Origin of the sequence: Brevibacillus sp. FSL K6-2834, from assembly GCF_038592925.1 — a bacterium.
GTDB lineage: Bacteria > Bacillota > Bacilli > Brevibacillales > Brevibacillaceae > Brevibacillus > Brevibacillus borstelensis.
In genome coordinates, this window is the sequence record NZ_CP151945.1 from 882,999 (window position 1) to 909,010 (window position 26,012).

The 26,012-nt window shown below is 53.4% G+C and carries 24 protein-coding genes and 1 pseudogene; 18 read left to right on the forward strand and 7 right to left on the reverse strand.

Annotated elements, in window-relative coordinates:
* Positions 1-85: 85 nt before the first annotated feature.
* The 4 genes from NST96_RS04565 to NST96_RS04580 form a co-directional block, all read right to left on the reverse strand.
* A complete protein-coding gene (locus tag NST96_RS04565) occupies positions 86-1,372 on the reverse strand; it encodes an MFS transporter (protein WP_031932032.1) in 1,287 nt (428 codons plus the stop codon).
* 11 nt (positions 1,373-1,383) lie between these two features.
* Positions 1,384-1,827 carry a MarR family transcriptional regulator gene (locus NST96_RS04570; protein WP_003389443.1) on the reverse strand — a complete coding sequence of 148 codons (444 nt, stop codon included), beginning with the start codon at positions 1,825-1,827 and terminating at the stop codon, positions 1,384-1,386.
* A gap of 93 nt (positions 1,828-1,920) precedes the next feature.
* Positions 1,921-2,058 (reverse strand): EYxxD motif small membrane protein, encoded by a 138-nt coding sequence (locus NST96_RS04575; protein ID WP_003389442.1) that lies wholly within the window; start codon positions 2,056-2,058, stop codon positions 1,921-1,923.
* Between the two features lie 15 nt (positions 2,059-2,073).
* On the reverse strand, positions 2,074-2,616 hold the full coding sequence (locus NST96_RS04580; RefSeq protein WP_081924285.1) for a DUF2892 domain-containing protein: 543 nt from the start codon (positions 2,614-2,616) through the stop codon (positions 2,074-2,076).
* A gap of 162 nt (positions 2,617-2,778) precedes the next feature.
* Here NST96_RS04580 and NST96_RS04585 point away from each other — a divergent pair, with 162 nt between their 5' ends.
* The 14 genes from NST96_RS04585 (at position 2,779) to NST96_RS04650 (ending at position 18,783) form a co-directional block, all read left to right on the forward strand.
* Positions 2,779-4,542 carry an adenine deaminase C-terminal domain-containing protein gene (locus NST96_RS04585; protein WP_122957570.1) on the forward strand — a complete coding sequence of 588 codons (1,764 nt, stop codon included), beginning with the start codon at positions 2,779-2,781 and terminating at the stop codon, positions 4,540-4,542.
* Between the two features lie 611 nt (positions 4,543-5,153).
* On the forward strand, positions 5,154-6,104 hold the full coding sequence (locus tag NST96_RS04590; protein WP_024983545.1) for a branched-chain amino acid ABC transporter permease: 951 nt from the start codon (positions 5,154-5,156) through the stop codon (positions 6,102-6,104).
* Between the two features lie 9 nt (positions 6,105-6,113).
* Positions 6,114-7,388, forward strand: a complete 1,275-nt coding sequence (locus NST96_RS04595; protein WP_024983546.1) for a branched-chain amino acid ABC transporter permease — start codon at positions 6,114-6,116, stop codon at positions 7,386-7,388.
* Between the two features lie 19 nt (positions 7,389-7,407).
* A complete protein-coding gene (locus NST96_RS04600; protein ID WP_003389436.1) occupies positions 7,408-8,184 on the forward strand; it encodes an ABC transporter ATP-binding protein in 777 nt (258 codons plus the stop codon).
* Positions 8,185-8,201: 17 nt separating this feature from the next.
* A complete protein-coding gene (locus NST96_RS04605) occupies positions 8,202-8,909 on the forward strand; it encodes an ABC transporter ATP-binding protein (protein WP_024983547.1) in 708 nt (235 codons plus the stop codon).
* 232 nt (positions 8,910-9,141) lie between these two features.
* Positions 9,142-10,797 carry a PLP-dependent aminotransferase family protein gene (locus tag NST96_RS04610; protein WP_339186273.1) on the forward strand — a complete coding sequence of 552 codons (1,656 nt, stop codon included), beginning with the start codon at positions 9,142-9,144 and terminating at the stop codon, positions 10,795-10,797.
* 229 nt (positions 10,798-11,026) lie between these two features.
* Positions 11,027-11,710, forward strand: coding sequence for an AzlC family ABC transporter permease (locus NST96_RS04615; RefSeq protein WP_342405649.1), 684 nt, complete (start codon positions 11,027-11,029; stop codon positions 11,708-11,710).
* A complete protein-coding gene (locus NST96_RS04620; protein ID WP_342405650.1) occupies positions 11,703-12,020 on the forward strand; it encodes an AzlD domain-containing protein in 318 nt (105 codons plus the stop codon). Before NST96_RS04615 ends, NST96_RS04620 begins: the two co-directional genes overlap by 8 nt.
* Before the next feature lie 195 nt (positions 12,021-12,215).
* Positions 12,216-12,989 (forward strand): IclR family transcriptional regulator, encoded by a 774-nt coding sequence (locus tag NST96_RS04625; protein WP_253725605.1) that lies wholly within the window; start codon positions 12,216-12,218, stop codon positions 12,987-12,989.
* Positions 12,990-13,055: 66 nt separating this feature from the next.
* Positions 13,056-14,654 (forward strand): OPT/YSL family transporter, encoded by a 1,599-nt coding sequence (locus tag NST96_RS04630; protein ID WP_251237511.1) that lies wholly within the window; start codon positions 13,056-13,058, stop codon positions 14,652-14,654.
* 47 nt (positions 14,655-14,701) lie between these two features.
* Positions 14,702-15,790, forward strand: a complete 1,089-nt coding sequence (locus tag NST96_RS04635) for a Xaa-Pro peptidase family protein (RefSeq protein ID WP_003389428.1) — start codon at positions 14,702-14,704, stop codon at positions 15,788-15,790.
* Positions 15,791-15,816: 26 nt separating this feature from the next.
* Entirely contained in the window at positions 15,817-17,016 is a 1,200-nt protein-coding gene (locus NST96_RS04640) for an aminotransferase class V-fold PLP-dependent enzyme (RefSeq protein ID WP_171505846.1), read from the forward strand.
* Positions 17,013-17,975 carry a hypothetical protein gene (locus tag NST96_RS04645; protein ID WP_172921197.1) on the forward strand — a complete coding sequence of 321 codons (963 nt, stop codon included), beginning with the start codon at positions 17,013-17,015 and terminating at the stop codon, positions 17,973-17,975. Before NST96_RS04640 ends, NST96_RS04645 begins: the two co-directional genes overlap by 4 nt.
* Before the next feature lie 586 nt (positions 17,976-18,561).
* Positions 18,562-18,783, forward strand: a complete 222-nt coding sequence (locus NST96_RS04650; RefSeq protein WP_339186279.1) for a hypothetical protein — start codon at positions 18,562-18,564, stop codon at positions 18,781-18,783.
* 611 nt (positions 18,784-19,394) lie between these two features.
* Here the strand turns inward: NST96_RS04650 and NST96_RS04655 are convergent.
* The 3 genes and pseudogenes from NST96_RS04655 to NST96_RS04665 form a co-directional block, all read right to left on the reverse strand.
* Positions 19,395-20,571, reverse strand: a pseudogene (locus NST96_RS04655) (MFS transporter).
* A 6-nt stretch (positions 20,572-20,577) separates the two neighbouring features.
* Positions 20,578-21,024, reverse strand: a complete 447-nt coding sequence (locus NST96_RS04660; protein ID WP_122957580.1) for a MerR family transcriptional regulator — start codon at positions 21,022-21,024, stop codon at positions 20,578-20,580.
* A gap of 135 nt (positions 21,025-21,159) precedes the next feature.
* Positions 21,160-21,936 carry an IclR family transcriptional regulator gene (locus NST96_RS04665; RefSeq protein ID WP_003389421.1) on the reverse strand — a complete coding sequence of 259 codons (777 nt, stop codon included), beginning with the start codon at positions 21,934-21,936 and terminating at the stop codon, positions 21,160-21,162.
* Between the two features lie 200 nt (positions 21,937-22,136).
* Between NST96_RS04665 and NST96_RS04670 the strand changes: the two genes are divergently transcribed.
* Genes NST96_RS04670 through NST96_RS04685 form a run of 4 tightly spaced genes read left to right on the forward strand, consistent with a single transcriptional unit; the run spans position 22,137 to position 26,009 of the window.
* Positions 22,137-23,264, forward strand: coding sequence for an ABC transporter substrate-binding protein (locus NST96_RS04670; protein ID WP_340701572.1), 1,128 nt, complete (start codon positions 22,137-22,139; stop codon positions 23,262-23,264).
* Positions 23,265-23,272: 8 nt separating this feature from the next.
* Entirely contained in the window at positions 23,273-24,367 is a 1,095-nt protein-coding gene (locus NST96_RS04675) for an ABC transporter ATP-binding protein (protein ID WP_024983554.1), read from the forward strand.
* A gap of 2 nt (positions 24,368-24,369) precedes the next feature.
* Positions 24,370-25,212 carry an ABC transporter permease gene (locus NST96_RS04680; RefSeq protein WP_024983555.1) on the forward strand — a complete coding sequence of 281 codons (843 nt, stop codon included), beginning with the start codon at positions 24,370-24,372 and terminating at the stop codon, positions 25,210-25,212.
* Positions 25,209-26,009: an ABC transporter permease gene (locus tag NST96_RS04685; protein WP_342405651.1), complete on the forward strand. Its 801-nt coding sequence runs from the start codon at positions 25,209-25,211 to the stop codon at positions 26,007-26,009. The genes NST96_RS04680 and NST96_RS04685 overlap by 4 nt, the downstream gene beginning before the upstream one ends.
* Positions 26,010-26,012 lie beyond the last annotated feature (3 nt).

A 26,012-nucleotide genomic window follows, 5' to 3' on the forward strand; every position in this document is an offset into this window, starting at 1 on the left:
ATGGAGAAAACGCGAAAGGTCTTTGGGACACAACCCAGGCGGAATGGAAAAAGGGGAACACGCTTTCCCGACCCAACCAACGCTATTAAACGCCAATCTCCTCCCGGGAAGCCGCTGCCTTTGCCCGTCTCTCCAAAAGCTGAGACAGTAAATAAACGACGAGAAACAGCACCATGCACCCTGCAGACAGGCGGTACATCACTCCATAGCTGGATGCCGAAGCGACGGCTCCCAGCAGCATGGCCCCCAGCGCAATTCCCAAATCAATCGAATTGAGAAAAAGCCCGTTGGCCATCCCGCGCTTTGCCGGAGAGACCTGCTTGATCATCCAGGCCTGAATCGACGGCTGAATAATTCCGTAGCCGAGACCGTAAAATAAGGCGGCTGTCAGCAGCGTCGGGACAGAGGATGCTTGGGAGACCAGTACAAGCCCGATCACGGCCAGCAGGGCTCCGGGAGGAAGAACGGCCCAGTGCCCCTTTTTGTCAAATATTTTCCCTGAGACAGGCCGGATCAATACCATGGCAAAGGCGTTGCAAAGAAAAAACCAGCCGACGTTGTCGATATGAACCTCTTTTCCGAACAGCGCCAAAAAGCTGATCAGGCCTCCGTACGTGATGGAGAGCAAAAGATTTAAAAAGGCTGGAAGCCAAATGCCCCGGCCGGAAGCTCCACTGGTACCGCTGCCGGTTGGAAATGGCTGCTTGCTGATCTGTTGCTTGCTACTCGGAATCTGTGGCGTGCCGGTTTGATTCGCCTGCCCCTCTTTGTTTTCACGCATGGCATGGACCGGTGCCGCCGGCTGTATGATCCGCAGCATAGGGATGATGGCGATTACGAGCACAACAGCCGAAGCGGAAAGGGCGACAAACCCGAATTGTCCCAATATCCAAAGTCCGATCACGGGCGCAATCGACATCGCCAGACTGGACGAGAGGCCAAAGTACCCCATGCCTTCCCCCATCCGTTTGGGCGGGATGACATTGGACGCAAGAGTAGGAAAGGTCGTGCTCGTCATCCCGAATCCGACGCCGAATACAATACGCATGACAAGCAGAAAGGCGATTGTCCCTGCCCAAACGTAACCGGCTGTCGCAAGAATAACGATAGACAGTCCGAGCAGCAAAATCGTTTTGCTGTTTTTCGGTTGCAAAACCTTGCCAGTAAAAATCCGGGCGACCACAGCCGCAAAGGCAAACAGGCTAATCACCAGGCTCACCGTGAAATCACTTGCGCCGAATTGTTCCTTTACATACGCCGGGAATGATGGCGTCATCATTTGCAAATTCAAAAACAACAGCAGGTTGCAAAGTGTCAGGAGGACAAACTTGCCCGTCCATAGCTTTTCATTTGTCTCTGGTTTCTCTTCCACCTATTCCACTCCTACTCCATGATGACTTGGTTGACATTGTTTTGAATGGTCAAAAGAGTGTCCTTCAACAGCTCAAGCCGTTCCGGGTCTATGCCTGCAAGCATTTCATCAATCGCTTGTTTCTCCAGAGGTATGGCCTGCTCGACAAACGATTTTCCTTTTTCGGTCAGATAGATTAAAAAAGCGCGCCGATCAGCAGGACTCACCTTTTTCTCGATCAATTCCTTCCGCAAAAGAACATCGAGTATCCGGGCAGTCGTCGGTTGATCCTTGGCTGTGCGGATGGCGATCTCCTTCTGGTTGATGCCGTCCTGCTCGCACAGCCTGAGCAACACAGCCAGCTGTTCCGGTGTAATATCCAGCTCCTTGAGGCGGATGGTGACAAGATGGCTCACCCGCCGATAAGTGATACCGAGAAGAAATCCGATTGATTGATAGTGAGGCGTAGAAACCATGAGGGACAGCTCCTATCCAAAATGATTGTCATAACAATTATATGTATAACATATTTTCTTGTAAACCAAAATTAACAAAAGGAGATACGCCTGTTATTGGCGGTATCTCCCTTTGTTTTTGCGCGTGTTGTAAAAAAAGTATCCCATCGCCGCCACGCAGGCTATGATGATGGCGATGACAAACACATTGTGGGAAAACCATTCGTACAGGGGAGGGCCGACAATCGTCATAAAGCAGTCCTCCTCTTATGAATAGGTAGGGTACAGATGCTCGTCCCGACTGTACCGTTCCGAAGGTTTTTTCTCCAGATCGCTGTCTTCGTCTTCCATGAACTGATCGGCTGTCGGATAGGTGACGTGTTCTCGCAGGGCTGCTTCCAGTTGTTTATCCTCCTGGGACAGCTCCCTTGTGGCAGTGGCTGCCCCTTTCTCAGGCGACATCCCGGCTGCCATCGCTTGAGACATCTCGGAAGTCATGGCCGCATTCTCGCCTTGCTTGCCGCCTCCCTTTGACCCCGTCATTTGCCGCATGGCTGCGCGGACGCCGGCTTCGGTCATTTTTCCGACAATCTTGTTCATTCCCTTTTTGGTAACTGTATCGGTATTCATCGCATACAGCATCGGACAAAATCGGGTCGCACCCTCCGCTACCTTCATGGCCGACATGGTCATGAGCAGCCAGGGGGTACGATAGGGGCGACGGCTCATTTTGCCGACCCCGTATGCAAGTCCAACAAGTCCGGCAGTGATGCGAATCATGGCATCTACAGTTCCGACGTTCCTTCGCATGTGGATTCCTCCTGTCCAACTTGTATCTACCGGTTAGTGTGTGCGGGTCTTGGGAAAACAGCCAAGGAAAATGTTTCTAAGATGGCGAAGCTTTAAGGTAACAAGAAGGGCATCAGAAGAAATGACTGAAATCGTTTTTAAAGGGAAACAGGAGGGATATTCATGCGAGTTCGTTCGATAGATGAGGCTGCTCATCGAAAGCTTCTGCGGGTGGCAAGAAGGGAAGAGCCGGCAGATATGTGGATCAGGGGAGCAAAAGTATTGCATGTCTATACAAAGGAATGGCGGGAGGTCCACATAGCCGTTTCCGGCGAGAGGATTGCGTATGTCGGGGAAAAAGAGCCGGTGACTTGCGAGGGGACGACGATTGTGGAGGCCGATGGCAAGTGCGCTGTTCCCGGATACATTGAACCTCATGCGCATCCCTTTCAATGGTACAATCCGTTCACGATGGCGGATTTTGCTTTGGCGCGCGGGACGACGACGTTGATATCGGACTCTTTGATGCTTATGACGCTGCCTTTTGCGCAAGTGGCTGACATCATGGAAAAACTGGCGGAGCATCCCGTAAAGCAATTTTTCTGGGCAAGGCTTGATCCCCAGATGAGACGCACAATGGCATCGCCGCCGTTCGACAGAGAAGGCATCGACCGGATGCTGGAGCACCCCCGTGTCATTCAGGGCGGAGAGTTGACCGACTGGCAAGGCGTATTGGCCGAGGATGAAACCTTGCTGTACGGCATCAAGCGAGCACTGGATGTGGGCAAGCGAATGGAGGGGCATCACCCCGGCGCCTCTGTGCAAACGCTGAATGCGGCAGCGGCTCTGGGCATCACTGCCTGCCATGAAAGCATTACGGCCGAGGATGTGCTGGAGCGGCTGCGAGTGGGGATGTACGCGACCCTCCGCCATTCATCGATTCGCCCCGACCTGCCGACTTTGGTGCAAGGGTTGCTGGAAGCAGGGATTCCCTGGTCATCCCGGATGATGCTGACCTCAGACGGCAGCACGCCGCCGATGTACCGCCATGGCCTGATGGATTATACGATCCGCGTGGCGATTGAAGCAGGCATGCCGCCAGTCGAAGCGTATGCGATGGCCTCGCTCAATCCGGCCGTCTACTACGGGATCGACAGCGAAGTGGGCGGCATAGCTCCCGGACGGCTGGCCGATATTCTGCTTCTGACGCAACCCGGGGAGCCGACGCCGGAAGCGGTCATCGCAAACGGACAGCTCTCGGGGAAAGATGGAAAGCTGCTCGTCCCGACGGTCCAGCCAGTATGGACAGACTACGATTTTCCGTCCGTCTCCCGGGAAATGAAGGAAATGCAGGTGAAAACAGAATGGTTCCGCATGAAGGACAAAGGAGTGCCGGTCCCTGTCATTTGCATGCTGAACGCAGTCATCACCAAAATGGAGCAAGCGAGCTTACCCGTGGATACGCAGGGATATGTTTCGCTGGAAAACGACCCGGAGCTCGCGCTGCTCTGTCTGATTAACCCTGTGCAAAAACGTTTGACCCGGGCAGTCGTCAGGGGATATGGCAGGGATCTAAAGGGGCTGGCCAGCACCTATACGGCATCGAGCGATTGGCTGGTGATAGGACGTTGTGCCCAGTCTATGGCGCAGGCGCTGCAGAGGGTCATGGAAATGGACGGCGGGGTAGCCATGTACGAAAAAGGAAAGGCAGTCTTGGAATGCCCGCTTCCGCTGGGAGGCAAGTTCTCCCCCGCACCGATGGAGGAAGTGATTGACATGGCTGAGAGGTTTACGGGATTGATCCGGGAAAAAGGCCACGAGCATCTGGACCCGCTCTATTCCCTGCTGTTCTTTACGGCTACTCATCTGCCGTATGTGCGGATAACAGCAGAAGGAATCGTGGAGGTAAAGTCGGGGAAGATCCTCGTTCCTTCTGAGTTCTTGTAATGGAAAATACTTACATTCTTTAATGTGACATAGCATTGATATATTCTTTCCTCGCTTGCTTTTTACGATTATGTATTGGAATTATATGTAGCGTAAAAAAATAATTTTTTCTCTTGTAAATTTTCTAATTTCTTTTAAAATGAAAAAGAATCAAGCTGCGTCAATGATATAGGCTGATTGATCCGGTGTTTACATAGGTTCAAACTGGCAGATCAGACAGCTTGATTGATGATGAAGAAAACATAAAGAGAAATAAAAGGGGGATTCAATTGGCATGAAGGGAGATACCGGTAATTCCAGGTAGCGAGCTTACTGAATCTTTTGATATGATAGTGGTAGCTGATTTTTCAGTCAAATCACACTATTTTGCGGATAGAAGCAGGCCATTCGTAATAGGCGAAAAGAAAGGCGACTGTTGCGCAAATGGACAAGATTCGCTTTCGGACTGTATTGGTTCATAGGGCGCGAGGAAACAGCATCATAGACGCATCTGACGAGCCTCATTCAGCAAAAGGGGCGGCACATTCCGTGCGGTCCCTCTTTATTGGCGTTGTCGCATGCAAAAAATTGAAATTCACCACAAGTTTACGAAGGAATGAGGGATGGGAAGCATGCTGCTCAACATTTTGCCTCAGGTGTTGGTTGACGGGTTGACACTGGGATTCATGTACGCCGTCGTCGCTCTCGGCTACACCATGGTTTACGGTATTCTGGAATTTATCAACTTTGCCCACGGGGAAATTTTCATGGTGGGTGCCTTCGTAGGGACAGAGGTTTTGTTGATCTCCGACTCCTTGGGCGCTCTTGAAGGAATGAACCCGTACGTGGCTTTCTTCCTGACGCTCGTCATCGCGATGGCGCTGACAGGGGGACTCGGTGTGCTCATAGAACGGGTCGCTTACAGGCCGCTTCGGGGTGCGCCGCGTCTGGTTCCTCTGATTTCGGCGATTGGCGTTTCCTTTTTGCTGCAAGACCTGGTTCGCTTTACCGAGGCGATTGCCCGCAACGAATTTTATCTGAATACTCCCGCACTTTTCTCGGGCAGCATTTCTCTCGGGATCGCTTCGATTCCGACAAAAGGCTTTATCGTTATCGTTCTTGCCATTGTTATGATGATTGCTTTGACGCTGTTCATCAACAAGACGAAGTGGGGCATCGCAATGCGGGCGGTCGCTCAGGATCAGTCGACGGCATCGCTGATGACAATCAACGTGGACAAAGTCATCATGCTTACCTTCCTGATCGGTTCGAGCCTTGGCGGAGCAACGGGTGTTCTGTTTTCGCAAAACTACGGTACGATTGACCCATACATCGGCTTTATCCTCGGCCTGAAAGCCTTTACCGCTGCGGTTCTCGGGGGTATCGGAAACCTCCGCGGAGCGATGGTGGGCGGCGTGCTGCTGGGCCTTCTGGAATCACTGTCCGGCGCGTATATGGGACCGTTGACCAACGGAGCCTTCGGTGCCGAATACAAGGATGTATTTGCGTTCAGCATTTTAATTCTCGTGCTTCTGTTCAAGCCGGAAGGTCTGTTTGGCGAAGCAGTGAAAGAGAAAGTGTAGGTGAGAATCATGGCAAACATCGGATGGAAGTCGATGAAAGGAATCCCGCTGGTCGTTACACTGATCTGGATCGCTGTCTCTGCAGCAGCCCTGCACTTCATGGAAAAGTCCGTCATCGCGTTTCTGGGAATTTTGTTCTCGATTATTCTGATCTACTATACAAACACGGACAAGCGGGTTCGCCTGATCCTGGGTGCCGCCGTTTTGCTTCTGATCATTCCGCTGGTGGCGGGGGACAACCGCTACTATATGGAAGTGGCTTCGCAGGTGGGCATCTATGTGGCGATGGCGCTCGGCCTCAACATCGTAGTCGGTTTTGCCGGTCTGCTTGACCTGGGGTATGTCGCCTTTTTTGCAGCGGGTGCTTACGCGTATGCAATTTTCTCCACCTCTCAGGCAAACGAGTTTATTCCTGGCGGATTGTTTCCGTTGTCAGGAGACTGGTTCTGGCCATTTCTCATCGTCGGCCTGATCGTGGCGGCTATATTCGGGATTTTGCTCGGTTTGCCGGTACTGCGGGTAAAAGGCGATTACCTCGCCATCGTTACACTGGGCTTTGGTGAAATTATTCGGATTATTTTTAACAACCTGGATAAGCCGATCAATATTACGAACGGTCCCCAAGGGATTACGCCGATTCCGTCTCCGGAGCTGTTCGGGGTCAAGATGGGGACGCCGTTTTACTTCTACTTTATCGTCCTGTTCGTGATCATTTTCATCGTTATCGCCAACATCCGCTTTGAGCACTCCCGTCTGGGCCGCGCGTGGGTGGCGGTGCGGGAGGACGAGCTGGCCGCGCAGTCGATGGGTATTTCCCTGTTGAACACCAAGCTGGCTGCGTTTGCGACAGGCGCCTCTTTTGCCGGTGTCGTGGGAGTCATCTTTGCTGCCAAACAGACGTTTATCGATCCGACGTCCTTTACCCTGATGGAGTCGATCGGGATTCTCGTGATGGTCATTCTCGGGGGCAGCGGCAGCATCCCTGGGGTTATTCTCGGGGCCGCCTTTGTCACAGTGCTTCAGGTACAGCTCTTGAAAGAGTTCTCCAACTTCCTGCATTCGCTGCAGCAATCGGGAGTCATCAATCTGCCCAACCAGCTTGACCCGTCCAAATTCCAGCGTTTGATTTTCGGGATTATGCTGATCCTGGTGGCGCTTTACAGGCCAAACGGGTTGATCCCGGCCAGGCGCAAGAAGAACGATCTGGAGGCCATCAAAGGAAGCAAATACGCTGGAGGCAAGCTTGGCATCTTGAGCAAGCTTACCCAGGGGAAACAGTCGTAGCGAAGAAGGAGGGAGCACGATGGCATTATTGGAAGCCAATGGGTTGACCAAGCGTTTCGGCGGTCTGGTTGCCAATCAGGATGTGACCGTAAAAATCGAACAAGGAACGATTACCGCCGTCATTGGCCCTAACGGTGCGGGCAAGACGACCTTCTTCAATATGGTGACGGGTTTTTACGAGCCGGACGAGGGAGATGTTTTGCTGAACGGAAAAAGCATCAAGGGGCTGCGCCCCGATCAAATCGCGGAGCGCGGGATTACGCGGACCTTTCAAAATATTCGCCTGTTCAAGGAGATGACAGCCCTGGAGAACGTCATGGTGGGCACGCACAGCCGCCTGTCGGCAGGGATCCTGGGCATTATGTTCAATACAAAACGCGTTCGCGAGGAAGAAGAGCGGGCCAAGGTTGAAGCCTACCAGCTGATGGAATACGTCGGCATTGCCCATGTGGCGAACGAAGCGGCAGGCAGCCTGCCGTACGGACTGCAGCGCCGTCTGGAGATCGCCCGGGCGCTTGCGACCAATCCGCAAATCATTTTGCTCGACGAGCCGGCAGCCGGGATGAACCCGCGCGAGACGGTAGAAATGACTGAATTTATCCGCAAGCTGAAGCATGAGCTGGGCCTGACGATTATTTTGATCGAGCACGATATGAAGCTCGTCATGGGATTGAGCGAGTATATTCACGTCCTGGACTACGGACGCAAGATTGCCGAGGGTACGCCGGAACAGATTCGAAACAATCCGAACGTCATCGAGGCTTACCTGGGCAAAAGCGCGACGGAAGTGTCGTAAGAGGGGGAGGAGAAACAATGCCGTTGCTTGAATTGCAAAACGTTCACACCTATTACGGCGGTATCCACGCGTTGAAAGGATTAAGTATTGAAGTAAACGAGGGGGAGGTCGTGACGCTGATCGGCTCCAATGGCGCCGGGAAGTCGACCACCCTGAAAACGATCTGCGGACAGACCCGTGCCCGGGAAGGCCGGATCGTGTTTGACGGCAAGGACATTACGCAGATGAGGACGCACGATGTCGCAGCGATGGGGATCGCCCATGTGCCGGAGGGACGGCGGATTTTTCCCAAGCTGACGGTTCGGGAAAACCTGGAGATGGGTGCATTTTCCGTAAAGGACAAACAGATCATTGAAGAAGGCATCGAGCGTGCATTTCGCTATTTTCCCCGTTTGAAGGAACGGATCGATCAAAAGGGCGGAACGATGTCCGGCGGTGAGCAGCAGATGCTCGCGATTGCTCGCGGTCTGATGATGAAGCCGAAAATCCTGATGCTGGATGAACCGTCTATGGGTCTTGCCCCGATTCTGGTGGAACAAATTTTTGACATCGTGACAGAGCTGAACCGCGAAGGCATGACGATCCTGTTGGTTGAGCAAAACGCCAACCAGGCCCTTTCTGTAGCGAATCGCGGCTACGTCATTCAGACAGGCGAAATCATTCTGCAGGATGAAGCGCAAAATCTGCTGACCAATCCTCAGGTGCGGGAAGCGTATCTTGCTTGATGGAAACGAAGAAAACCCGATGGAGTGTATGGACTTCCGTCGGGTCTTGTTTTTTCTAAAGGGAGTCGCTTCCGGCATACTGACCGACGGCTTTTGGAGGAAAACGAATGTGCAACAAGAATGCGCTCTCCCCATATCTTTATGTTTTTGCTACTATCATCATAAGAAGTAGCTGACCTTCTACGAATGGTCAGATTCCAAAATAGAAAGCGGGTCAGCCTGGAGGTTATTGATGGAGATTCACCCGAATTGGACGAAGGCCGGATCAGGAAAGCTCTACCTGCAGCTCTACGCATACTTTCGCGAGGAAATCCAGACTAGACGGATATTGCCGGGAACCCGGCTGCCCTCGGTTCGATCGATCAGCCGCAATCTTCAACTGAGCAAAACAACGGTAGAAACGGCCTACCATCAGTTGCTGGCGGAAGGATACATCGAGAGCAGGGAAAGAAGCGGTTTTTACGTGGTGGAGTGGGAAGAGGACGAGGTAGCCGTTCCATCCGGGAAGCACGGAGGAAAAGCGGCCGCGAACGGCGCTATGAACGAGATTGGGAATACGGCCGGACAAGCAGCCGAAGCGGAGCCAGCAGGAGTCGGATATAGAGTTGGGGCTGAGGATACAGCCGGAGCCGGATATACGGCTGGAGTCGGGCATACAGCCGGGGCCAAGCATGCGGCTGCACATACGTTACCTGGTACAGGCACGACTCCACTTCCCGAAAAAGCGATCGCCAAAAGTGATACGGCCGGTCTGCCAGCGGGGAAGAACCCGAATATTCTCTACGACTTTCATCAGGCCCGGGTCGATGCCGAGCATTTTCCGTACGGATTGTGGCGCAAGTACAGCAATCAGTGCATGCGGCCGGAAAACAGGAATATTCTCAATTACGGGAACCGCCAAGGGGAGCGCGCCTTGCGGGAGGAGATTGCCCGTTATTTGCAGCGGGCCCGCGGGGTTGCTTGCACGCCAGATCAGATTGTCATCGGGGCAGGAACGCAGGTGCTGGTCCAGGTGCTTTGCTTTTTGCTCACCCTGGAGGAACGCGTGGTCGCAATGGAGGAGCCGGGATACGACGGGGTGCGGACTGTTTTCCAGCATCTCGGATATAAAATAGCCCCGATTCCATTGGACGAAGACGGCATCGATGTAGAGGTGCTGGAGGCAAGCGGAGCGACGCTGATTTACATCACGCCCTCCCATCAGGAGCCTACCGGAGCCGTTATGCCTTACGCAAGGCGAATCAGACTGCTGCAGTGGGCGGCCAGATCGGGCGCGTACATCATTGAGGACGATTACGACGGAGAATTTCGCTATCAGACGAAACCGATTCCCTCGCTTCAGGGACTGGACACGCATGAACGAGTCATTTATCTCGGCACGTTTTCCAAATCACTGTTGCCGTCGATTCGCATGAGCTATATGGTTTTGCCCCCGGCGCTGCTGCAGATCTACGGAAGTCAGCTGTATGAATACGATCAAACCGCATCCCGCATCCATCAGGAGACGCTGGCTCTCTTCATGAAAAGCGGGGAATGGGAGCGGCATATACGCAAAATGCGGACTTTATACAGCAAAAAACATGAGGCCATGCTCAAAAGCTTGCATACGTATTTCGGGGAGCGGATTCATGTGACCGGACAGAATGCCGGATTATCCGTGACGGTGGAAGCAGTATCAGACCTCTCGGCAGAGGAGCTGGCGCAGCACGCGTTATCAGTGGGAATCCGCGTCTATCCTACGACCCGAAAATGGCTGCATCAGCCAAAGGACAGCTTGCCTGCCTTTCAATTTGGCTTTGGCGGCATGTCCGCCGAAGCTATCGAGCAGGGGATATGCCTGCTTGAAGAAGTGTGGAAGCCGTATTTGACCAGCCATGAAAGAGATTGACGCACTTACGCTGATTGAGTCTGCCCGGTATCCCGGACGAAGGTGACAAATGAGCTACTCGTACTCATGGACGATTCCGTACTTGTGGACGATTCGGTACGAAGCCGAGATCCATCCGACCCGAACCCGATCGGCATACAGGTACAGGAACAAGCAGAAGCGCCTTTGCACAGTAATTGACAGAATGTACAGACAATAATAGAGTGGGTGTGTCAGGAGGGTGGACTGCTTGCATTCATCGAAAAATTTGTTCGTACAAGGGATGAAACAAATCCTGCCCGTTGCGTCTGCAGGTATCATTGACGGGTTGGTATTCGGGATCTTGGCCAGACAAGCAGGGCTGGGAATTACAGAGGCCATGCTTTTTTCGTTGCTCGTGAATGCGGGCTCGTCCCAGTTTGCGGCAGTAGGCCTGATCTCTCAGGGAATCGTAGGGTGGCCGATTTTGGTTTCAACCGCACTATTAAATGCAAGGCATCTGTTATACGGTTTGTCTCTCGGTCCCTATTTTCGCGAAACCCCTCCGTGGAAGCTTTCCTTGATGGCAAGTACATTAAATGACGAGACCTATGCCTTGAAAATTACGTACCTGACAGCGGGAAACAAGCCGAGCCTTCCGTATTTTGCCGGAGCGAGCATCGCGGATTACGTCATCTGGAATGCCAGTACCCTTGCTGGTGCCTGGTTCGGGACAGTATTTACAGAGACCGAGGCGTTTGGTCTCGACTTTGCCTTTATCGCGACGTTTTTAGGGTTTCTTGCCGTAAACCTGATCTCATCCTTTCACGTGAAGGTAGCCGTATCCGCTTCATTGGTTGCTTGTCTGGCCTACTGGCTGGGAGGAGGGGTGGCCGCGGTGATCGGGGGTACGCTGACGGCTGTAGCTATAGGGGCGGTGAAGCGGGATGGATAATGTCGTTCTTTACATTTTGCTGATGGCTCTCGTTACGTATTTGACGCGTTTCCCGATGCTGCTGATCAGTACCCGCTGGTCTGTGCCCGATTGGTTGAAAAGAGGGCTCGCGATGGTGCCGGTCGGGGTGTTCAGCTCGCTGACGGTACCGCCGATCCTGTTTCATTTGAGAGACGGGCAGTGGAGTCCCGAGTATCTGGCAGCCGGAGTCATTGCCTTGGCGGTGGGATTGTGGAGGAAACACATCGTCTGGGCGCTGCTCGCGGGAGTAGCGGCGCTGATTGGCTGGCGGCTTTTTTTGGGATTGTAGAGGGAAAGTAGCATAAGCAGGTGTTGCAGAGGAAAAACCTTTGCGATTCCTGCTTTTTTCGTTGCCTTTTGCAAAAGGGGATCGTTTCCAGCCTGAATGTTGAGAATAATGATTGAAATCGGCAAAGTCATTCAATATAATAAATTTATAAAAAGGTACAATGGTTCGATTATCGGTACAGTGTGCGAAGGGGGTATGAAGTCGTTGTCTCTGAAAACGTTGGAAAAATCTTTGGAACTGCTCAGATGCTTTTCTGAGGAAAAACCAGCCTGGGGAGTCAGGGAAATCGCAAAAGAGCTCGACATGAGCCATACGATTGTCCACCGCATTTTGGCGACCTTTGAACAGTTTGGCTACCTGAGGCAAAATCCGGAGAACAAGAAGTACGAGCTGGGACTGGAGTTTTTGCAGATCGCCCAGAAAGTCAAGGCACGCATTCAGCCCGGGGATGTTTTGGTTCCGGTTATGAAAGGGCTTTCAGAACAGACGGGGGAATCCGTCTTCCTGAGCTGGCTGGATGGCCTCGAAGGGGTCTATGTAGAAATCGTGGAAAGCTCTCATGTTTTGAAGTATTCCGTAACCGTGGGCAGAAGATTTCCGCTGTACGCCGGTTCGATTGGCCGGGTTATGATGGCGCATCTGCCCGAAGACAAGCGGGAAGAGATTATCTCCAGAGGATTAAATCCGCTTACATCCAGGACGATCGTAAATCCCGAAGTCTTGCGGCAACAGTTGCAGATGATTCGCAAAAACGGCTGGGCCTATTCGGCAGGGGAGTACAACGAAGGGGTTGCGGGGCTGCATATGCCTCTGTTTGACAAAAATGGCAAAATCCTCGGCTCCCTGGGAATCGCCGGCCCGGATCACCGGCTGGCTGAAGAAAAAGTGCCCGAGTTATTGGACCATCTGATGAAAGCACGAGACGAGATTCAACAACTGCTGAATGATTACTCTTTCCGTTACTTGTAAGCAGCTGCATCAACCCAGATAAAAATGGTTCCGTACAACACTTAATCAATTTTGGGGGTAAAAAATATGGAAAAGCAGCCGGAAAACAAAAAGCATCCAAGAGCTCTGGAACCGTTTACGCTTCTCCTTACCATCGGTTTGTCCGTAATCGGGGCCATTATCGGCATGCAGCTGATCGTGACACTCGGCATATCAGCGAACACGGCCATTATCGGGGCACTGATCGCCATGGTCATCTCTCGCATCCCGGTAACTCTCTTTCGCAAATACCGCTCTGTCCATCGACAAAACCTGATCCAGACGGCGATCTCCTCGGCGACTTTCGGGGCCGGGAACAGCCTGATGATTCCGATCGGCATCCCGTTTATGATGGGCCATCACGAGCTGATCATCCCGATGCTGATCGGCGCGGTCCTGGCGATGTTTGCAGACGCCGCCATTTTGTATCGCCTCTTTGACTCCAAAGTATTTCCCGCCAGCGGAGCATGGCCTCCGGGCATTGCCACGGCTGAATCGATCAAAGCAGGCGATCAGGGAGGCAAGCGCGCTGGCTGGCTCGGGCTGGGCGCCCTCGGGGGAATCGCCGGTTCGGCAATGGGCATCCCGATGTCAGCGTTTGGCGTAGCCTTCATCGGAAACATCTGGGCTCTGCTCATGTTTGGGGTCGGTCTTCTGCTTCGCGGCTACTCCGTTCCGCTGTTCGGCGTAGACGTAAACAAACTCTACATTCCCCACGGCTTTATGATTGGTGCCGGTGTTGTTGCACTGATTCAAGTAACGACGATCATTTTAAAGAAAAAGAAAACAGACGCAGCTTCTGCAGTGGAAAAAGAAGAGCCGTATACGCGTACAGAGAAAGATACCTCGCGAGCGCTCGGATTTGGATTTATCGCTTATCTGGTGATCGCCCTCATCATCGCGATCATCGGCGGCGTGATTACAAAAATGTCCTTTGGCATGCTTCTTTTGTTTCTCTTGTTTGCCGCCTTTGCCGCATTTGTCCATGAAGTCATCGTCGGCATTGCCGCCATGCACTCCGGCTGGTTTCCGGCTTTCGCAGTCGCGCTGATCACCTTGATCATCGGGATTTTGATCGGCTTCCCGCCGCTTGCTTTGGGCCTTCTGGTCGGCTTTAGCGCCGCTACGGGTCCGGCATTTGCCGACATGGGCTACGACCTGAAGACAGGCTACATTCTTCGCGGCAACGGAGAGGATATGGCGTATGAGCTGGATGGACGCAAACAGCAATTTATCGCCGGGATGATCGCATTTGGCGTAGCGGCGATCGCTGTACTGATCGCATACAAAGGCTACTTTGCCCAAAACCTTGTGCCGCCGGTCGACAAGGTATATGCGGCGACGATTGAGGCAGGCGTCTCCGGCGACATTGCCCGTCAATTGTTCCTGTGGGCGATTCCTGGCGCGATCCTGCAAATCGTCGGCGGTTCCAAGCGTCAGATGGGCGTCCTGTTCGCGACCGGATTGCTGCTGCTCAACGTGCCGGCAGGCTGGGCCGTGCTGGCGGGCATCGTCATCCGCGCTGTCGTGCTGAAGGTGAGAGGCAAGCAGGCTGAGACGACCATGAGCATTCTCGCGGCAGGGTTTATCGCCGGAGATGCGCTGTACAGCTTCTTTAGCTCCGTATTTAAACTGAAAAAACTGTAGGCGGGGGCGGCAAGTCCCTGCAACAACGAACAGGAGGATGAGGAAAGATGTTCGATAAAAGACAGCAAGCTCTGGCAGGAAAGATTCGGGAAGCAGGGGTGGACGCAGCCGTACTGGTTCCCGGTCCCAACCTCTACTACTTTACCGGCCTGCAGCTGAAGCAGAGCGAGCGGCTTACACTCGCCATTGTGACGGCGGAGGGAAAATGGCTGTTCGTGACTCCGCAGGTGGAGCTGAGCAAGGTCCAGTCCACGGTAAAAGGAGATATTTTCTGGTACACCGATGAACAAGGCTCCGCCAAGGCGCTGCAGGAGCTGGTCGATGCCAAGGGCAAGCTGGGCAAGGTCGGCGTCGAGTTCGGTACGATGCGGGTTGCCGAGCTGAAAGCGGTAGAGCAACTGGGCAGCACGGACACTCAGGATGTCAGCAAGCTGTTCGATTCCTTCCGCATGTGCAAGGACGAAGCGGAAATCGAGTATTTGCGAAAAGCGGTAGCAATCGTGGAAGAAAGTCTGGAAGCGACACTGCCGTACATCAAGCCTGGGGCAATCGAGCTGGAGATCGCTGCGCGGCTGGAATACGAAATGCGCAAACGCGGCTCCGAGGGCACGCCGTTCGGAACGATTGTCGCCTCCGGCTATCGCGGAGCACTGCCGCACGGACGCGCTGCCTCCAAGAAAATCGAAGCAGGCGAGCTGGTCGTTCTTGATTTCGGCGCCATCTACGGAGGATATGTGGCGGATATTACACGCACGGTCGCCGTAGGAGAGATCTCGGACGAACTGAAGCTGATCTACGAGACGGTCCGGGAAGCACAGCAGGCTGCCATTGACATTATCAAGCCGGGCATTACCGCTCACGAGGTAGACGACAAGGCGCGGAGCATCATCAAGAGCAAGGGCTTCGGCACCTACTTTACTCATCGTACCGGCCACGGAATCGGACTGGGAGCGCATGAGGCGCCGTACATGATGCAGAACAACCAGCTCGTGCTTGAGCCGGGCATGGCGTTTACGGTCGAACCGGGAATCTATTTGCCTGACAAAGGCGGCGTACGGATCGAAGACAACATCATCGTCACCAAGGATGGTTATCTCAATCTCATGACCTCCTCCAAGGAACTGATCACACTGTAAACGCCCAATAAAGAGGGAGTGGAATCATGAATATCCAACAGATCAGACAGGATACGCCTCTGCATGAACGCTATGCATACCTGGACACTGCGGCAGCATCTGCACCTCCACGCCAAGTGATTGAAGCCATGACCGACTATTTGCGCAAAACAACAGAGCTGGGCCCCTATCTGCCCTCTTTTCGCAAGGAGACCTATGACCGGGTGGATGCCATCCGCGAGGAGGCGGCCCGCTACATCGGAGCGGGGGCCAATGAAATTGCCTTTGTCAAAAACGGAACGGAAGCGATCAATTTCGTCGCCAGCGGCCTGACTTGGTCGGAAGGAGATGAAGTGATCATCGCCGATCTGGAATTCCACAGCAATTTTGTACCGTGGCTGCGGCTGGAGCGCGAGGGCAAGATCAAGCTGAAGGTTCTCAAGACGGACAGAAGCGGGGTTATCTCCCCAGCCGCCCTGGAAGAGCTGATCACTCCCCGGACGAAATTGATTTCTGTTTCTCACCTGCCCAATGCTTCAGGCGCCCTCCAGCCGATCGAAGCGATCTGCGAAATGGCCAAGAGGCACGGCGTGCTGACGCTCGTAAACGCCTCGCAAAGCCTGGGGATGGTCCCCATCGATGTGAAAAAGGTGAAATGCGATTTCCTCGCCGCATGTGGCCGCAAAGGACTGCGCGGCCCGGAAGGCTCAGGGATTCTCTTTATCAGAAGCGAATGGATCGAGTCCATCACGCCCGCCTTGATCGGATGGGGCGGAACGAGCTGGGATTTTGACACCAACGAGTACAGCTTCCTGCCCATCGCCAAGCGGGTCGAAGCCGGCTGCCCGATCGTTCCTTCCATTCTCGGTCTGGGAGCGGCTCTGGAATACGCTTCAGCGATCGGCGTCGAAGCGATTTACGAGCGGGTTCGCAAGCTGACGGCGTACGCGGTGGGACAAATGGAAAAGATTCCGGGCATGGTCATCTACGGACCCGAGCGGCTGGAAGACAGACTGGCGCTGATCCCGTTCAACGTAAAGGGCTTGTCGCCCGACCGGATTACACAGTATCTGGAAGAGAACGGCATCATCATCGAATCCGGCACCTTTATGGCCAACACGATGCTGCAGCAGTACGGCATCAATAAAATGGCCCGCGTATCGCTCCATTATTTCAACACCGAAGAAGAGATTGACAAAACGGTGCAGTTGATTCTGGACCTTTTGCAGAAGGAGGGGCAGCAATGAATAAATTCATCATTCAATCTGCTTTCAATGTGATGAAAAACGGGCTGAAGGTGAAGCGGGGCGAAGAGGTCGTCATTGTCGCGGATGACAAGCAAAACGAGCAGCTCGTCGACGCATTCACCACAGCGGGAGCGCTATTGGGAGCGAAAACGGGCAAGGTGATCTATCCGGTTGTCTCCACGCAAAACGAGGAACCGATGGGAATCGTAGCAGAGAGTCTGAAAAGCGCCGATGCGGCCGTGGTGCTGCCCGTTGTCTCGATTACGCACGTCGAAGCCATTCGCCAGGCGCGCAAGCAAGGGACACGCGTGCTCGTCTGCAGCGGTCTGGATGAACGGATGATGACGGGAGCCGTCAACGCCGATTACAAAAAAATGAGCGAATTGACCAGCCAATTCGTCGCTATGCTCGAATCCGCCGAGACCGTTCGCGTGACCTGCCCCAACGGGACGGACATCACCTTCCCGATCAAAGGACGCTCCACGATGGCGGTAGACGGCATCTGCGAGGAAGCAGGCCAATGGAATTTTGCCCCGGCCGGAACGACTGCGACTGCGCCGCTTGAAGGAGCCACCAACGGAACCATGGTGTTTGACGGCAGTCTGGCGCCGTTCGGCATTGTCGACAAGCCGGTCGTGCTGAAAGTGGCAGACGGCATGATCACGGAAATTGAGGGCGGCAACACAGCGGTGGAATTCGAGGCTCTCTTGCGTTCCTTCAACAACCCGAATGTTTACAACATTGCCGAGATCGGTATCGGTACCAATGACAAGGCTGTACTGAGCGGAAAGCTGATCGAGGACGAGCGGATTCTCGGGGCCTTCCATGTCGGGATTGGCAAAAGCTTGAACATCGGTGGGAATGTCGATGCGCCTTTCCATACTGACGGGATGATTCTGAAGCCGACTATGTGGATTGACAATCGGTTGGTTGTGGAGAACGGGACGATTCTGGTTTAGCGAGCCAAGCGGCAGAGACGGCTTGGGAGCTTGAGTGTTTCCCTATGATTCAGATTGTTTGGAAAGCCCTGCGTGCTAGCGGGGTTTTTCGTTTTTCAGGGAATAGGCTTCTTTCTTTCGCAGCCACTTTTTTTGGTTTTTGTGTTGTTGGACAGGCTTTGGGGGAGGAGATGAAAAAGGAGAAAACCGCTCCAGGTTCGGTGGGACACTGCGCGGCGGATTGACTGTCCGGCTCCATTCCAAAAGCAAAACCGCGTCCAAAAGCAGCCTGCTCTAAGGAAGCATCTCAGAGTTGGACGCTAAAGGCGTGTTTTGCTTTTTCCATTTCGCCTGGGAGGTGTCCCAAAGACCTTCGCGGTTTTCTCCTTTTTCATCTCTACAGCTGTTGGTTTAAATCAAAAAACCGTTCGGCCCGAACGGTTTGGGAGAGGCTGCCATGAACCTTGGCCAGCCTTGAAATATCCCACATGCTTTTTAAAGCTGGAAGAAGCAATTCCGCTCGACAGAGAAGCCTGTTTCCAGTCGAAGCGACTAGCGAAGTCCAGCCCAGCGGAGCAGTGATCCCGAGGAAACAGAATCGCAACCCATGAATCCACTGCGTAGCTGCGCGCCGTTTTGCGATTCCCTCGGGATCATTGCGGAGCGGACAGTTTCCGCATCCTTGTGGGACGTAGACCGGAGCAGAGAATGGAAACAGGCTTCTCTTCACCGCAGCAGCTTTTTTTTGGCGGTTGGACAGGCTTTGGGGGAGGAGATGAAAAAGGAGAAAACCGCTCCAGGTTCGGTGGGACACTGCGAGGGGGATTGACTGTCCGGCTCCATTCCAAAAGCAAAACCGCGTCCAAAAGCAGCCTGCTCAGGGTAGCGTCTCAGAGTTGGACGCTAAAGGCGTGTTTTGCTTTTGGAATGGAGCCTGGGAGGTGTCCCAAAGACCTTCGCGGTTTTCTCCTTTTTCATCTCAACAGCTGCTGGTTTCCATCAAAAAACCGTTCGGACATGAGCCCGAACGGTTTGGGAGAGGCTGCCATGAACCTTGGCCAGCCTTGAAATATCCCACATGCTTTTTAAAGCTGGAAGAAGCAATTCCGCTCGACAGAGAAGCCTGTTTCCAGTCGAAGCGACTAGCGAAGTCCAGCCCAGCGGAGCAGTGATCCCGAGGAAACAGAATCGCAACCCATGAATCCACTGCGTAGCTGCGCGCCGTTTTGCGATTCCCTCGGGATCATTGCGGAGCGGACAGTTTCCGCATCCTTGTGGGACGTAGACCGGAGCAGAGAATGGAAACAGGCTTCTCTTCACCGCAGCAGCTTTCGGAGTGGAAGTGAGAAAAATGCCCCAGTGTTTGTTCAAATGCAGCTGCCCGGTTAATATCTTATTTCATGGGCGTAAGCAACACTCGCAAATCCTCAGCAAAAGGGATCAATTGACATGCGCCAAAACCTTTTTCCCCACGGCGAGCACCAGAATGCTGACAATCACCGCAACCGCCCCCGCATAGAAAGGCACATGCGGCGAATACCATTCGGCCAGCTTCCCTGCCAGCCACGGTGCGATCGCTCCGCCGGAAAAGCGGACGAAGCTGTACGCTGAGGAAGCGACTGCCCGTTCGACCGGGGCTACATCCATCACCGCGGTAGTCAAAACCGTATTGATGATGCCGAGTATGGCGCCGGCGATGACGATGGCGACGACCAGAGTCGTTTGCGATTCTACGCCGAATCCCATAACAGCAAGGACGATGGCCAGCAAGAACAGCATCATGTTCAGCGTCGGGATCGATCCGTATTTCCTTTGCAGCAGCGGCGCTATGATCACCGAGGTAATCGCGAGCATTACGCCCCAGAAGAAAAAGACGAAGCCGAGGCTGTGTTCATCCATGTGCAGGACAAACGGAGAGAAGGCCAGCAGAGTAAAAAATCCGTAATTGTACAAAAGGGCAGTGGCGGCCAGGGTAAACAGTCCCCGGTGAGTCAGGGCCCGCAACGGATCGGCAATCGAGCTGCGCCGTTTGGGAGCTGGGACTTCGTTCAACAGGACAAAAACAGCGAGAAAAGCGATGGCCATCAGTACGGAAACGCCAAAGAACGGTCCCCGCCAGCTAATGCCGCCAAGCAATCCTCCGAGCAGCGGCCCGACGGACATGCCCAGTCCGATCGCCGCTTCGTACAGAACGATCGCTCCGGCCGTACCGCCGCTGGCTACACTGACGATCACGGCGAGTGCGGTGGAAATGAAAAAGGCATTTCCCAATCCCCACCCGGCGCGGTACCAAACGATTTCCGTAACGGAATTCGACATTCCGCCCATAAAGGCAAAGACGATAATCGCCAAAAGACCGAACAACAGCGTAGGCTTTTGGACCGATCCGGCTGGATACCCACCCGGTTACGAGCATCGTAATCCCGGTCATCACCATGTAGCTGGTAAACAGCAGGGATACCTGGCTGGGGGTGGCGTTCAGCTTTTCGGCAATCGCCGGCAGGATCGGGTCGACCAGACCGATGCCCATAAAGGCGACGATACAAGCAAAAGCGACAGCCCAGGCCGATTTGGGCTGTTTAAACAAGGTTTGGAAAGAAGCTCCATGACTGCTCACTGATGTTCACTCCTTGCTCTCTTTTTCCAATTCCCGCTTCTTATTCGTAATGCGAGTCAGCTTTTCATCGTATCCCTGCAGCATCTCCGTCAGCTTGTTCAGCTTTTCCTGCAGAACGTCCCGCTGTGCTCTCAGCGTTACCTCCAGCTCTGTCAGCAAGCGCAGCTTTTCGCCCACATGCTGGTCATTCGCATGCTTATCGGAAAAGTAGTCCTGCTTCAAAAGCTCGTAGCGTTTGCCAAGATCCATGATTTCCTTTATTTCCTGCAGGGAAGCGCCGAGGAGATCACGGGTGTTTTTGACGTGCAGAATATGGGTGACGTCTTCGTCCGTGTACAGGCGGTACCCGCTTTCCGTTCGGCCGGACGGACTGACCAGGCCCAATTCTTCATAGTAGCGGAGGGCCCGTTTGGTGAGATTGGTTTTTTTGGCGACCTCCTCGATTTGATACATGAAAGGTTCCTCCAATCACAAATAAAAAATGACATCTCCTATCTTAACAGACATTAACGTTGACGTAAACGTAAAACTATGGGAAAGGTTATGAAACGTGTACTTTTCCTAGTTTTCCTAAAAAAAGAAGACCAATCATAAGACTGGTCTTGTCAGTTGATACCTGTATCCCAACTCGGCAGACATCTCCTGTACGGTTGTAAGCAACTCATTGCGAATCACATCTTGCTGAGGAAGCACGCGATCTGAAGGTCCAATTACGCTGATCGAGGCAACCACCTCGCCAGTCGAATCGAAGATCGGCGCGGCCATGCCGGTTACTCCGACGTTTCGCCGGTTAGAGCTGAATTCATAGCCGCGCTCCCGGATGTCCTGCAAATTTTGTTTGATTTCTTCGACGGAGGTAAAAGAATGCGGCGTGTAGCCCTTGATCTCCTCCCGCAAAATTTCATCCTGAAATTCTGGCGTCCGGTATGCCAAAAGCACGCGGGAGGCGGAAGTCGAATACATGGGAAAGCGCCGGTAGGTCTCGAGCGTAAACCGGATCGGATGGGGCGAATCCGCTTTGCTCACATAGATGGCGTCTTTTCCATCCTGTATGCAAAGGACAACGAGCTCCTGGGTGCGGGCCAGCAACCGTTGAATATACGGCGTTGAAAATGCGACGATGTCATGGTTTTTGATCACTTTGTCCCCTAATTCCAGCAATGTATAGCCAAGCGTGTACTGCTTGGTTTTTTCGTTTTTCCGGATAAATCCCTCCGACTCCAATGTGGTGAGCAGCTTGTGCACAGCCCCCTTGGAAAGCTGCAGCCTTTTGCTGAGCTCTGTCACTCCCATCTCCGGGGGACCGTCCAGGAACATTTTCAATAGCTTGCAGCCATTTCGTACTGAAGACAAAACCTGATCCATAGGTCATTCCTCCGTAACAGGCATTGATAGTAGTCAAGCATAATCGAAAAGCTTTCAAAAGGAAAGGGGAGAATCCTCCCTCTACTCAGACTATCTTGAATTGTCAGTATACTTATGGTAGTATAACACTAATGTTCTTGAATAGCAAACATCGTTCTCTATTCGTGAACAACAATTAGAGATACGGGGGATGAAGACAAGTGAAGAAAAAGACATTATCGCTGCTCTCTGTTCTTGCATTGACAGGTTCACTACTCGCAGGCTGTGGTTCGTCCACTTCTGCACCGCAATCATCTGCGCCACAGGGCCAACCGGCAGACAACAAGAGTGCCGGACAAGCCGAGGCTCAATTGGAGGACACGCTGGTCATCGCGGGCAACGGGGCCACTGTCGAAAAGCTGATGAAAGACGTGATCTTCAAAAAGTTCAACGAGAAATATCCGAATGTCAAGCTGACGTACGTGTCTGGCGTTTCCACGGAAATTGTCGCCAAGGTGAAGGCGCAGAAAAACTCGCCTCAAATTGACATGACCGTCATCGAGGGCGGCGAGCAGGAAAAAGGCCGCCAGGAGGGGCTTTGGGAAGCGATCTCCGAAGCGGACATTCCGAATATGAAAAATGTCCCGGATGACTTGAAGATCGCGGAAAACAGCGGCGTAACCGTCAACTTTACCCCGATGGGCATTTCCTACAACAGCGAATTGGTCAAAGAAAAAAATCTGCCGGTACCGGCTTCCTGGAATGACCTCGCCAAGCCGGAAGTAAAAGGCTATATTACGATGACTGATGTAGCAAGCAACTTCGGCCGCTCCGCGATGATCATGATGGCCTATGCAGACGGAGGCTCCGAGAAAAACATCGAGCCCGGCTTTGAAAAAATGAAAACGATTGCGGGATATATGCCTACCTTTGCGAAGAGCGCGGCCCAGCTGCAGCAAAACCTGCAAAACAAGAGCGCGGCGTACACTACCTGGACGATGGCTCGCAGCCTGACCCAAAAAGACGCCGGACTTCCGCTGGAATTCGTCTTCCCGCAAGAGGGCGGAAACATCGTTCCGAACGTAGCGACATTGGTAAAAGGGGCCAAGCATCCGAATGCGGCAAAGGCATTTATCGACTTTTTGCTGAGTGACGAGGTACAGACCATGTACGCGACGGAGCTGTACTACAATCCTGCCACTGCTGTGAAGCTTCCGGAGGATGTGGCGAAGCAATTGGAGTTTGACCGCAGCAAGGTCGTAAACTTCGACTACGATGTCATCGGGAAGGAAACGGCCAGTTGGCTGGACCGCTTCAATAAAGAAATCGCACCCATTACAGGAAAGTAGGTGTCTGTTTGAGCAAGGTGATTGATGTCGAACTGCGCAGCCTCATGAAGAAGTTTCAGAACAATATCGTGGTTCAGGACTTCAACCTGCAAGTGGAGCAGGGAGAGTTCGTCTCGTTTTTAGGGCCGTCGGGTTGCGGCAAAACGACCACGCTGAATATGATCGCCGGTTTCCTTGACCCGGATGGCGGCGATCTGCTGATCAAGGGACAGCGGATGAACGGTGTCCCTCCCTACAAGCGTGAGCTGGGAATGGTGTTCCAGACCTACTCGCTCTTTCCGCACATGACCGTAGCGGAGAATATCGCCTACGGGCTGAAGCTGCGAAAAATCAGCAAATCGCAGATCCAGGAGCGGGTGGGACGCGTGCTTGATCTGGTCAAGCTGCCGCATGTCGCAGACCGCTACCCGAAGCAGTTGTCCGGAGGGCAGCGGCAGCGCATCGCCATCGCCCGTGCGCTGGTCATCGAGCCGTCTCTGCTCTTGCTGGACGAGCCGCTCAGCAATCTCGACGCGAAGCTGAGAGAAGAGCTGCGCGATGAGTTGAAACGGCTGCACCAGGAAATCGGCGTTACGACCATTTTTGTGACACATGATCAGGAAGAGGCGCTCTCCCTGTCAGACCGGATCGTCGTGATGAACCACGGCTTCATCGAGCAGATCGGCACACCGAAGGATATTTACAACCGGCCTGCTTCCGAATTTGTCCATACGTTTATCGGCAAGACCAACCGTCTCGAGGGAGAAGTCGCCGGGCATGAAGGCGACTCCTTGATCATCCAGACAATCGGCGGTCTTCTCGTAGAGGCAAAGTCTGCAAACCTGATGCTTCTCCCCGGGCAAAAAGCAACCGTTTTTATCCGTCCGGAAAAAATCAGACTGTCTGCCGATACGGCGCCGGAAGGAAGAAATCGGGTCAACGGTCAGTTGAAGCTCAGCTCGTTCCTCGGTTCCTATACGGAATGCGAGGTGCAGGCAAACGGGCACAGCATATCTGTCAAGCTGCAAACGGTCGATAAAGGCGTGGAGCTCGTCCCCGGCAAGGCTGTCTCTTGCAGCTGGGATGCGGAAGATGTGCTGGTCATGCCGGCGGAGAGGGGATGACGATGAACAAAAGGCTGTCGATTCTTCTTTTGACGGCACCGAGCATGGTCGTTCTGCTCGGCGTCTTTCTTCTCCCGATGCTGCTCATGCTGCTGCTCAGCTTTCAAAATGACGAGCAAGCCTTCAGCGTGGAAAACTACTTGTTGTTTGCAAAGGACCCGTATTATGCGGAGATCATGTGGAGGACGATACGGGTCAGCCTTTGGACCGTACTCTGTTCGCTGGTCCTCGGCTTTCCGGTGGCGATGTTTATGGCTCAGGCGACGGGAAAGATGCGGGGCATCGTGACCATGCTGATCCTCGCTCCCCACCTGATCAGTGTCGTCATCCGCAATTTCGGCTGGGTGGTCGTGCTCGGGGAAAAGGGCTGGATCAACGAGGTTTTGCTTGCGCTCGGACTGATCAAAGAGCCGCTCCGGTTGCTGTACAACGAGCTAGGCGTCGTAATCGGTCTGACGGACTCCTTTATCGCCTATATGGTACTGGCGATTGCGACCAGCCTGTATGCGATTGATCCGTCCTTGTCCAAGGCCGCCTCGATCCTCGGGGCATCCCGGGTGCGGACCTTTTTTACCGTGACACTGCCGCTCAGTCTGCCGGGGCTTGTCGCCGGGACGACACTCGTTTTCAGCCTGTCCATGAGCGCATTCGTCACACCTGCACTGATGGGGGGAACGTCGGTGAAAGTCATGCCGGTAATTGCTTATGAACAGATAATGGCTACGCTGAACTGGCCGCTGGGAGCGGCGCTGGCATTTCTGCTTTTGGGCAGTACGATTTTGCTTGTGACTCTCTACACCAGGCTGATTGAGACCAAGCGATACAAAGAGGTGTTTTCGTCATGACAAAACTGAAACCGCTTGGCCTTATCACCTTTTTGGTACTCATCCTGGTAAACCTGCCGTTTCTGGTTATCATACCGAGTTCATTTACCGCGGCGGGATATCTCTCTTTTCCTCCCGAAGGCTTTTCCTGGCAGTGGTACACGATGATTCTCGAACGGCCGGAATTTATCGAATCGTTCTGGTTCAGCATCAAGCTCGCGGCCATCACCGCTGTGCTGGCAACCCTGATCGGCACGCTGGCAGCGATGGCCCTGCACAGATACAAGTTTCGCGGAAAAGGAATCATCAACGGCCTGCTGCTGTCTCCTTTGACCGTTCCATCGCTCATTATCGGGATTGCCGCGCTGCTGTTCTTTACGCGTATCGGGATAGCCGGTACGTTTACCGGGCTGCTGCTTGCGCACATACTGATTTCCATTCCGTATGTCGTTCGTCTCGTGTTGACCGGATTAAGCACGTTTGACTATACGCTGGAGAAGGCGGGCTACATGCTGGGAGCGCGTCCGCTGCGGGTGTTCTGGGACATTACCCTGCCTCTGCTGCGTCCGGCTATTGTGTCAGGGATGATTTTTTCCTTTTTGACTTCTTTTGACAACGTGACGGTATCCCTGTTCTTAGTGGCGCCTGACACGACAACGCTGCCGCTGGCTATTTTCACCTACATGCAGGAGACGCTCGATCCTTTGGTTGCGTCCATCTCTTCAGTGGTCATCCTGCTCAGTCTTTTGTTTATCGTCATCCTGGAAAAGGTGTACGGACTGGAACGGCTGTTTGGACTCAATTCTCAATCCCACTAAGGA

Excerpts from the sequence above, each read along its gene's own strand:
- NST96_RS04570 (WP_003389443.1), bottom strand. The coding sequence starts at position 1,827 with ATGGTTTCTACGCCTCACTATCAATCAATCGGATTTCTTCTCGGTATC.
- NST96_RS04575 (WP_003389442.1), bottom strand. The coding sequence starts at position 2,058 with ATGACGATTGTCGGCCCTCCCCTGTACGAATGGTTTTCCCACAATGTG.
- NST96_RS04580 (WP_081924285.1), bottom strand. The coding sequence starts at position 2,616 with ATGCGAAGGAACGTCGGAACTGTAGATGCCATGATTCGCATCACTGCC.
- NST96_RS04585 (WP_122957570.1), top strand. The coding sequence starts at position 2,779 with ATGCGAGTTCGTTCGATAGATGAGGCTGCTCATCGAAAGCTTCTGCGG.
- NST96_RS04590 (WP_024983545.1), top strand. The coding sequence starts at position 5,154 with ATGCTGCTCAACATTTTGCCTCAGGTGTTGGTTGACGGGTTGACACTG.
- NST96_RS04595 (WP_024983546.1), top strand. The coding sequence starts at position 6,114 with ATGGCAAACATCGGATGGAAGTCGATGAAAGGAATCCCGCTGGTCGTT.
- NST96_RS04600 (WP_003389436.1), top strand. The coding sequence starts at position 7,408 with ATGGCATTATTGGAAGCCAATGGGTTGACCAAGCGTTTCGGCGGTCTG.
- NST96_RS04605 (WP_024983547.1), top strand. The coding sequence starts at position 8,202 with ATGCCGTTGCTTGAATTGCAAAACGTTCACACCTATTACGGCGGTATC.
- NST96_RS04610 (WP_339186273.1), top strand. The coding sequence starts at position 9,142 with ATGGAGATTCACCCGAATTGGACGAAGGCCGGATCAGGAAAGCTCTAC.
- NST96_RS04620 (WP_342405650.1), top strand. The coding sequence starts at position 11,703 with ATGGATAATGTCGTTCTTTACATTTTGCTGATGGCTCTCGTTACGTAT.
- NST96_RS04625 (WP_253725605.1), top strand. The coding sequence starts at position 12,216 with ATGAAGTCGTTGTCTCTGAAAACGTTGGAAAAATCTTTGGAACTGCTC.
- NST96_RS04630 (WP_251237511.1), top strand. The coding sequence starts at position 13,056 with ATGGAAAAGCAGCCGGAAAACAAAAAGCATCCAAGAGCTCTGGAACCG.
- NST96_RS04635 (WP_003389428.1), top strand. The coding sequence starts at position 14,702 with ATGTTCGATAAAAGACAGCAAGCTCTGGCAGGAAAGATTCGGGAAGCA.
- NST96_RS04640 (WP_171505846.1), top strand. The coding sequence starts at position 15,817 with ATGAATATCCAACAGATCAGACAGGATACGCCTCTGCATGAACGCTAT.
- NST96_RS04645 (WP_172921197.1), top strand. The coding sequence starts at position 17,013 with ATGAATAAATTCATCATTCAATCTGCTTTCAATGTGATGAAAAACGGG.
- NST96_RS04650 (WP_339186279.1), top strand. The coding sequence starts at position 18,562 with ATGAATCCACTGCGTAGCTGCGCGCCGTTTTGCGATTCCCTCGGGATC.
- NST96_RS04660 (WP_122957580.1), bottom strand. The coding sequence starts at position 21,024 with ATGTATCAAATCGAGGAGGTCGCCAAAAAAACCAATCTCACCAAACGG.
- NST96_RS04665 (WP_003389421.1), bottom strand. The coding sequence starts at position 21,936 with ATGGATCAGGTTTTGTCTTCAGTACGAAATGGCTGCAAGCTATTGAAA.
- NST96_RS04680 (WP_024983555.1), top strand. The coding sequence starts at position 24,370 with ATGAACAAAAGGCTGTCGATTCTTCTTTTGACGGCACCGAGCATGGTC.
- NST96_RS04685 (WP_342405651.1), top strand. The coding sequence starts at position 25,209 with ATGACAAAACTGAAACCGCTTGGCCTTATCACCTTTTTGGTACTCATC.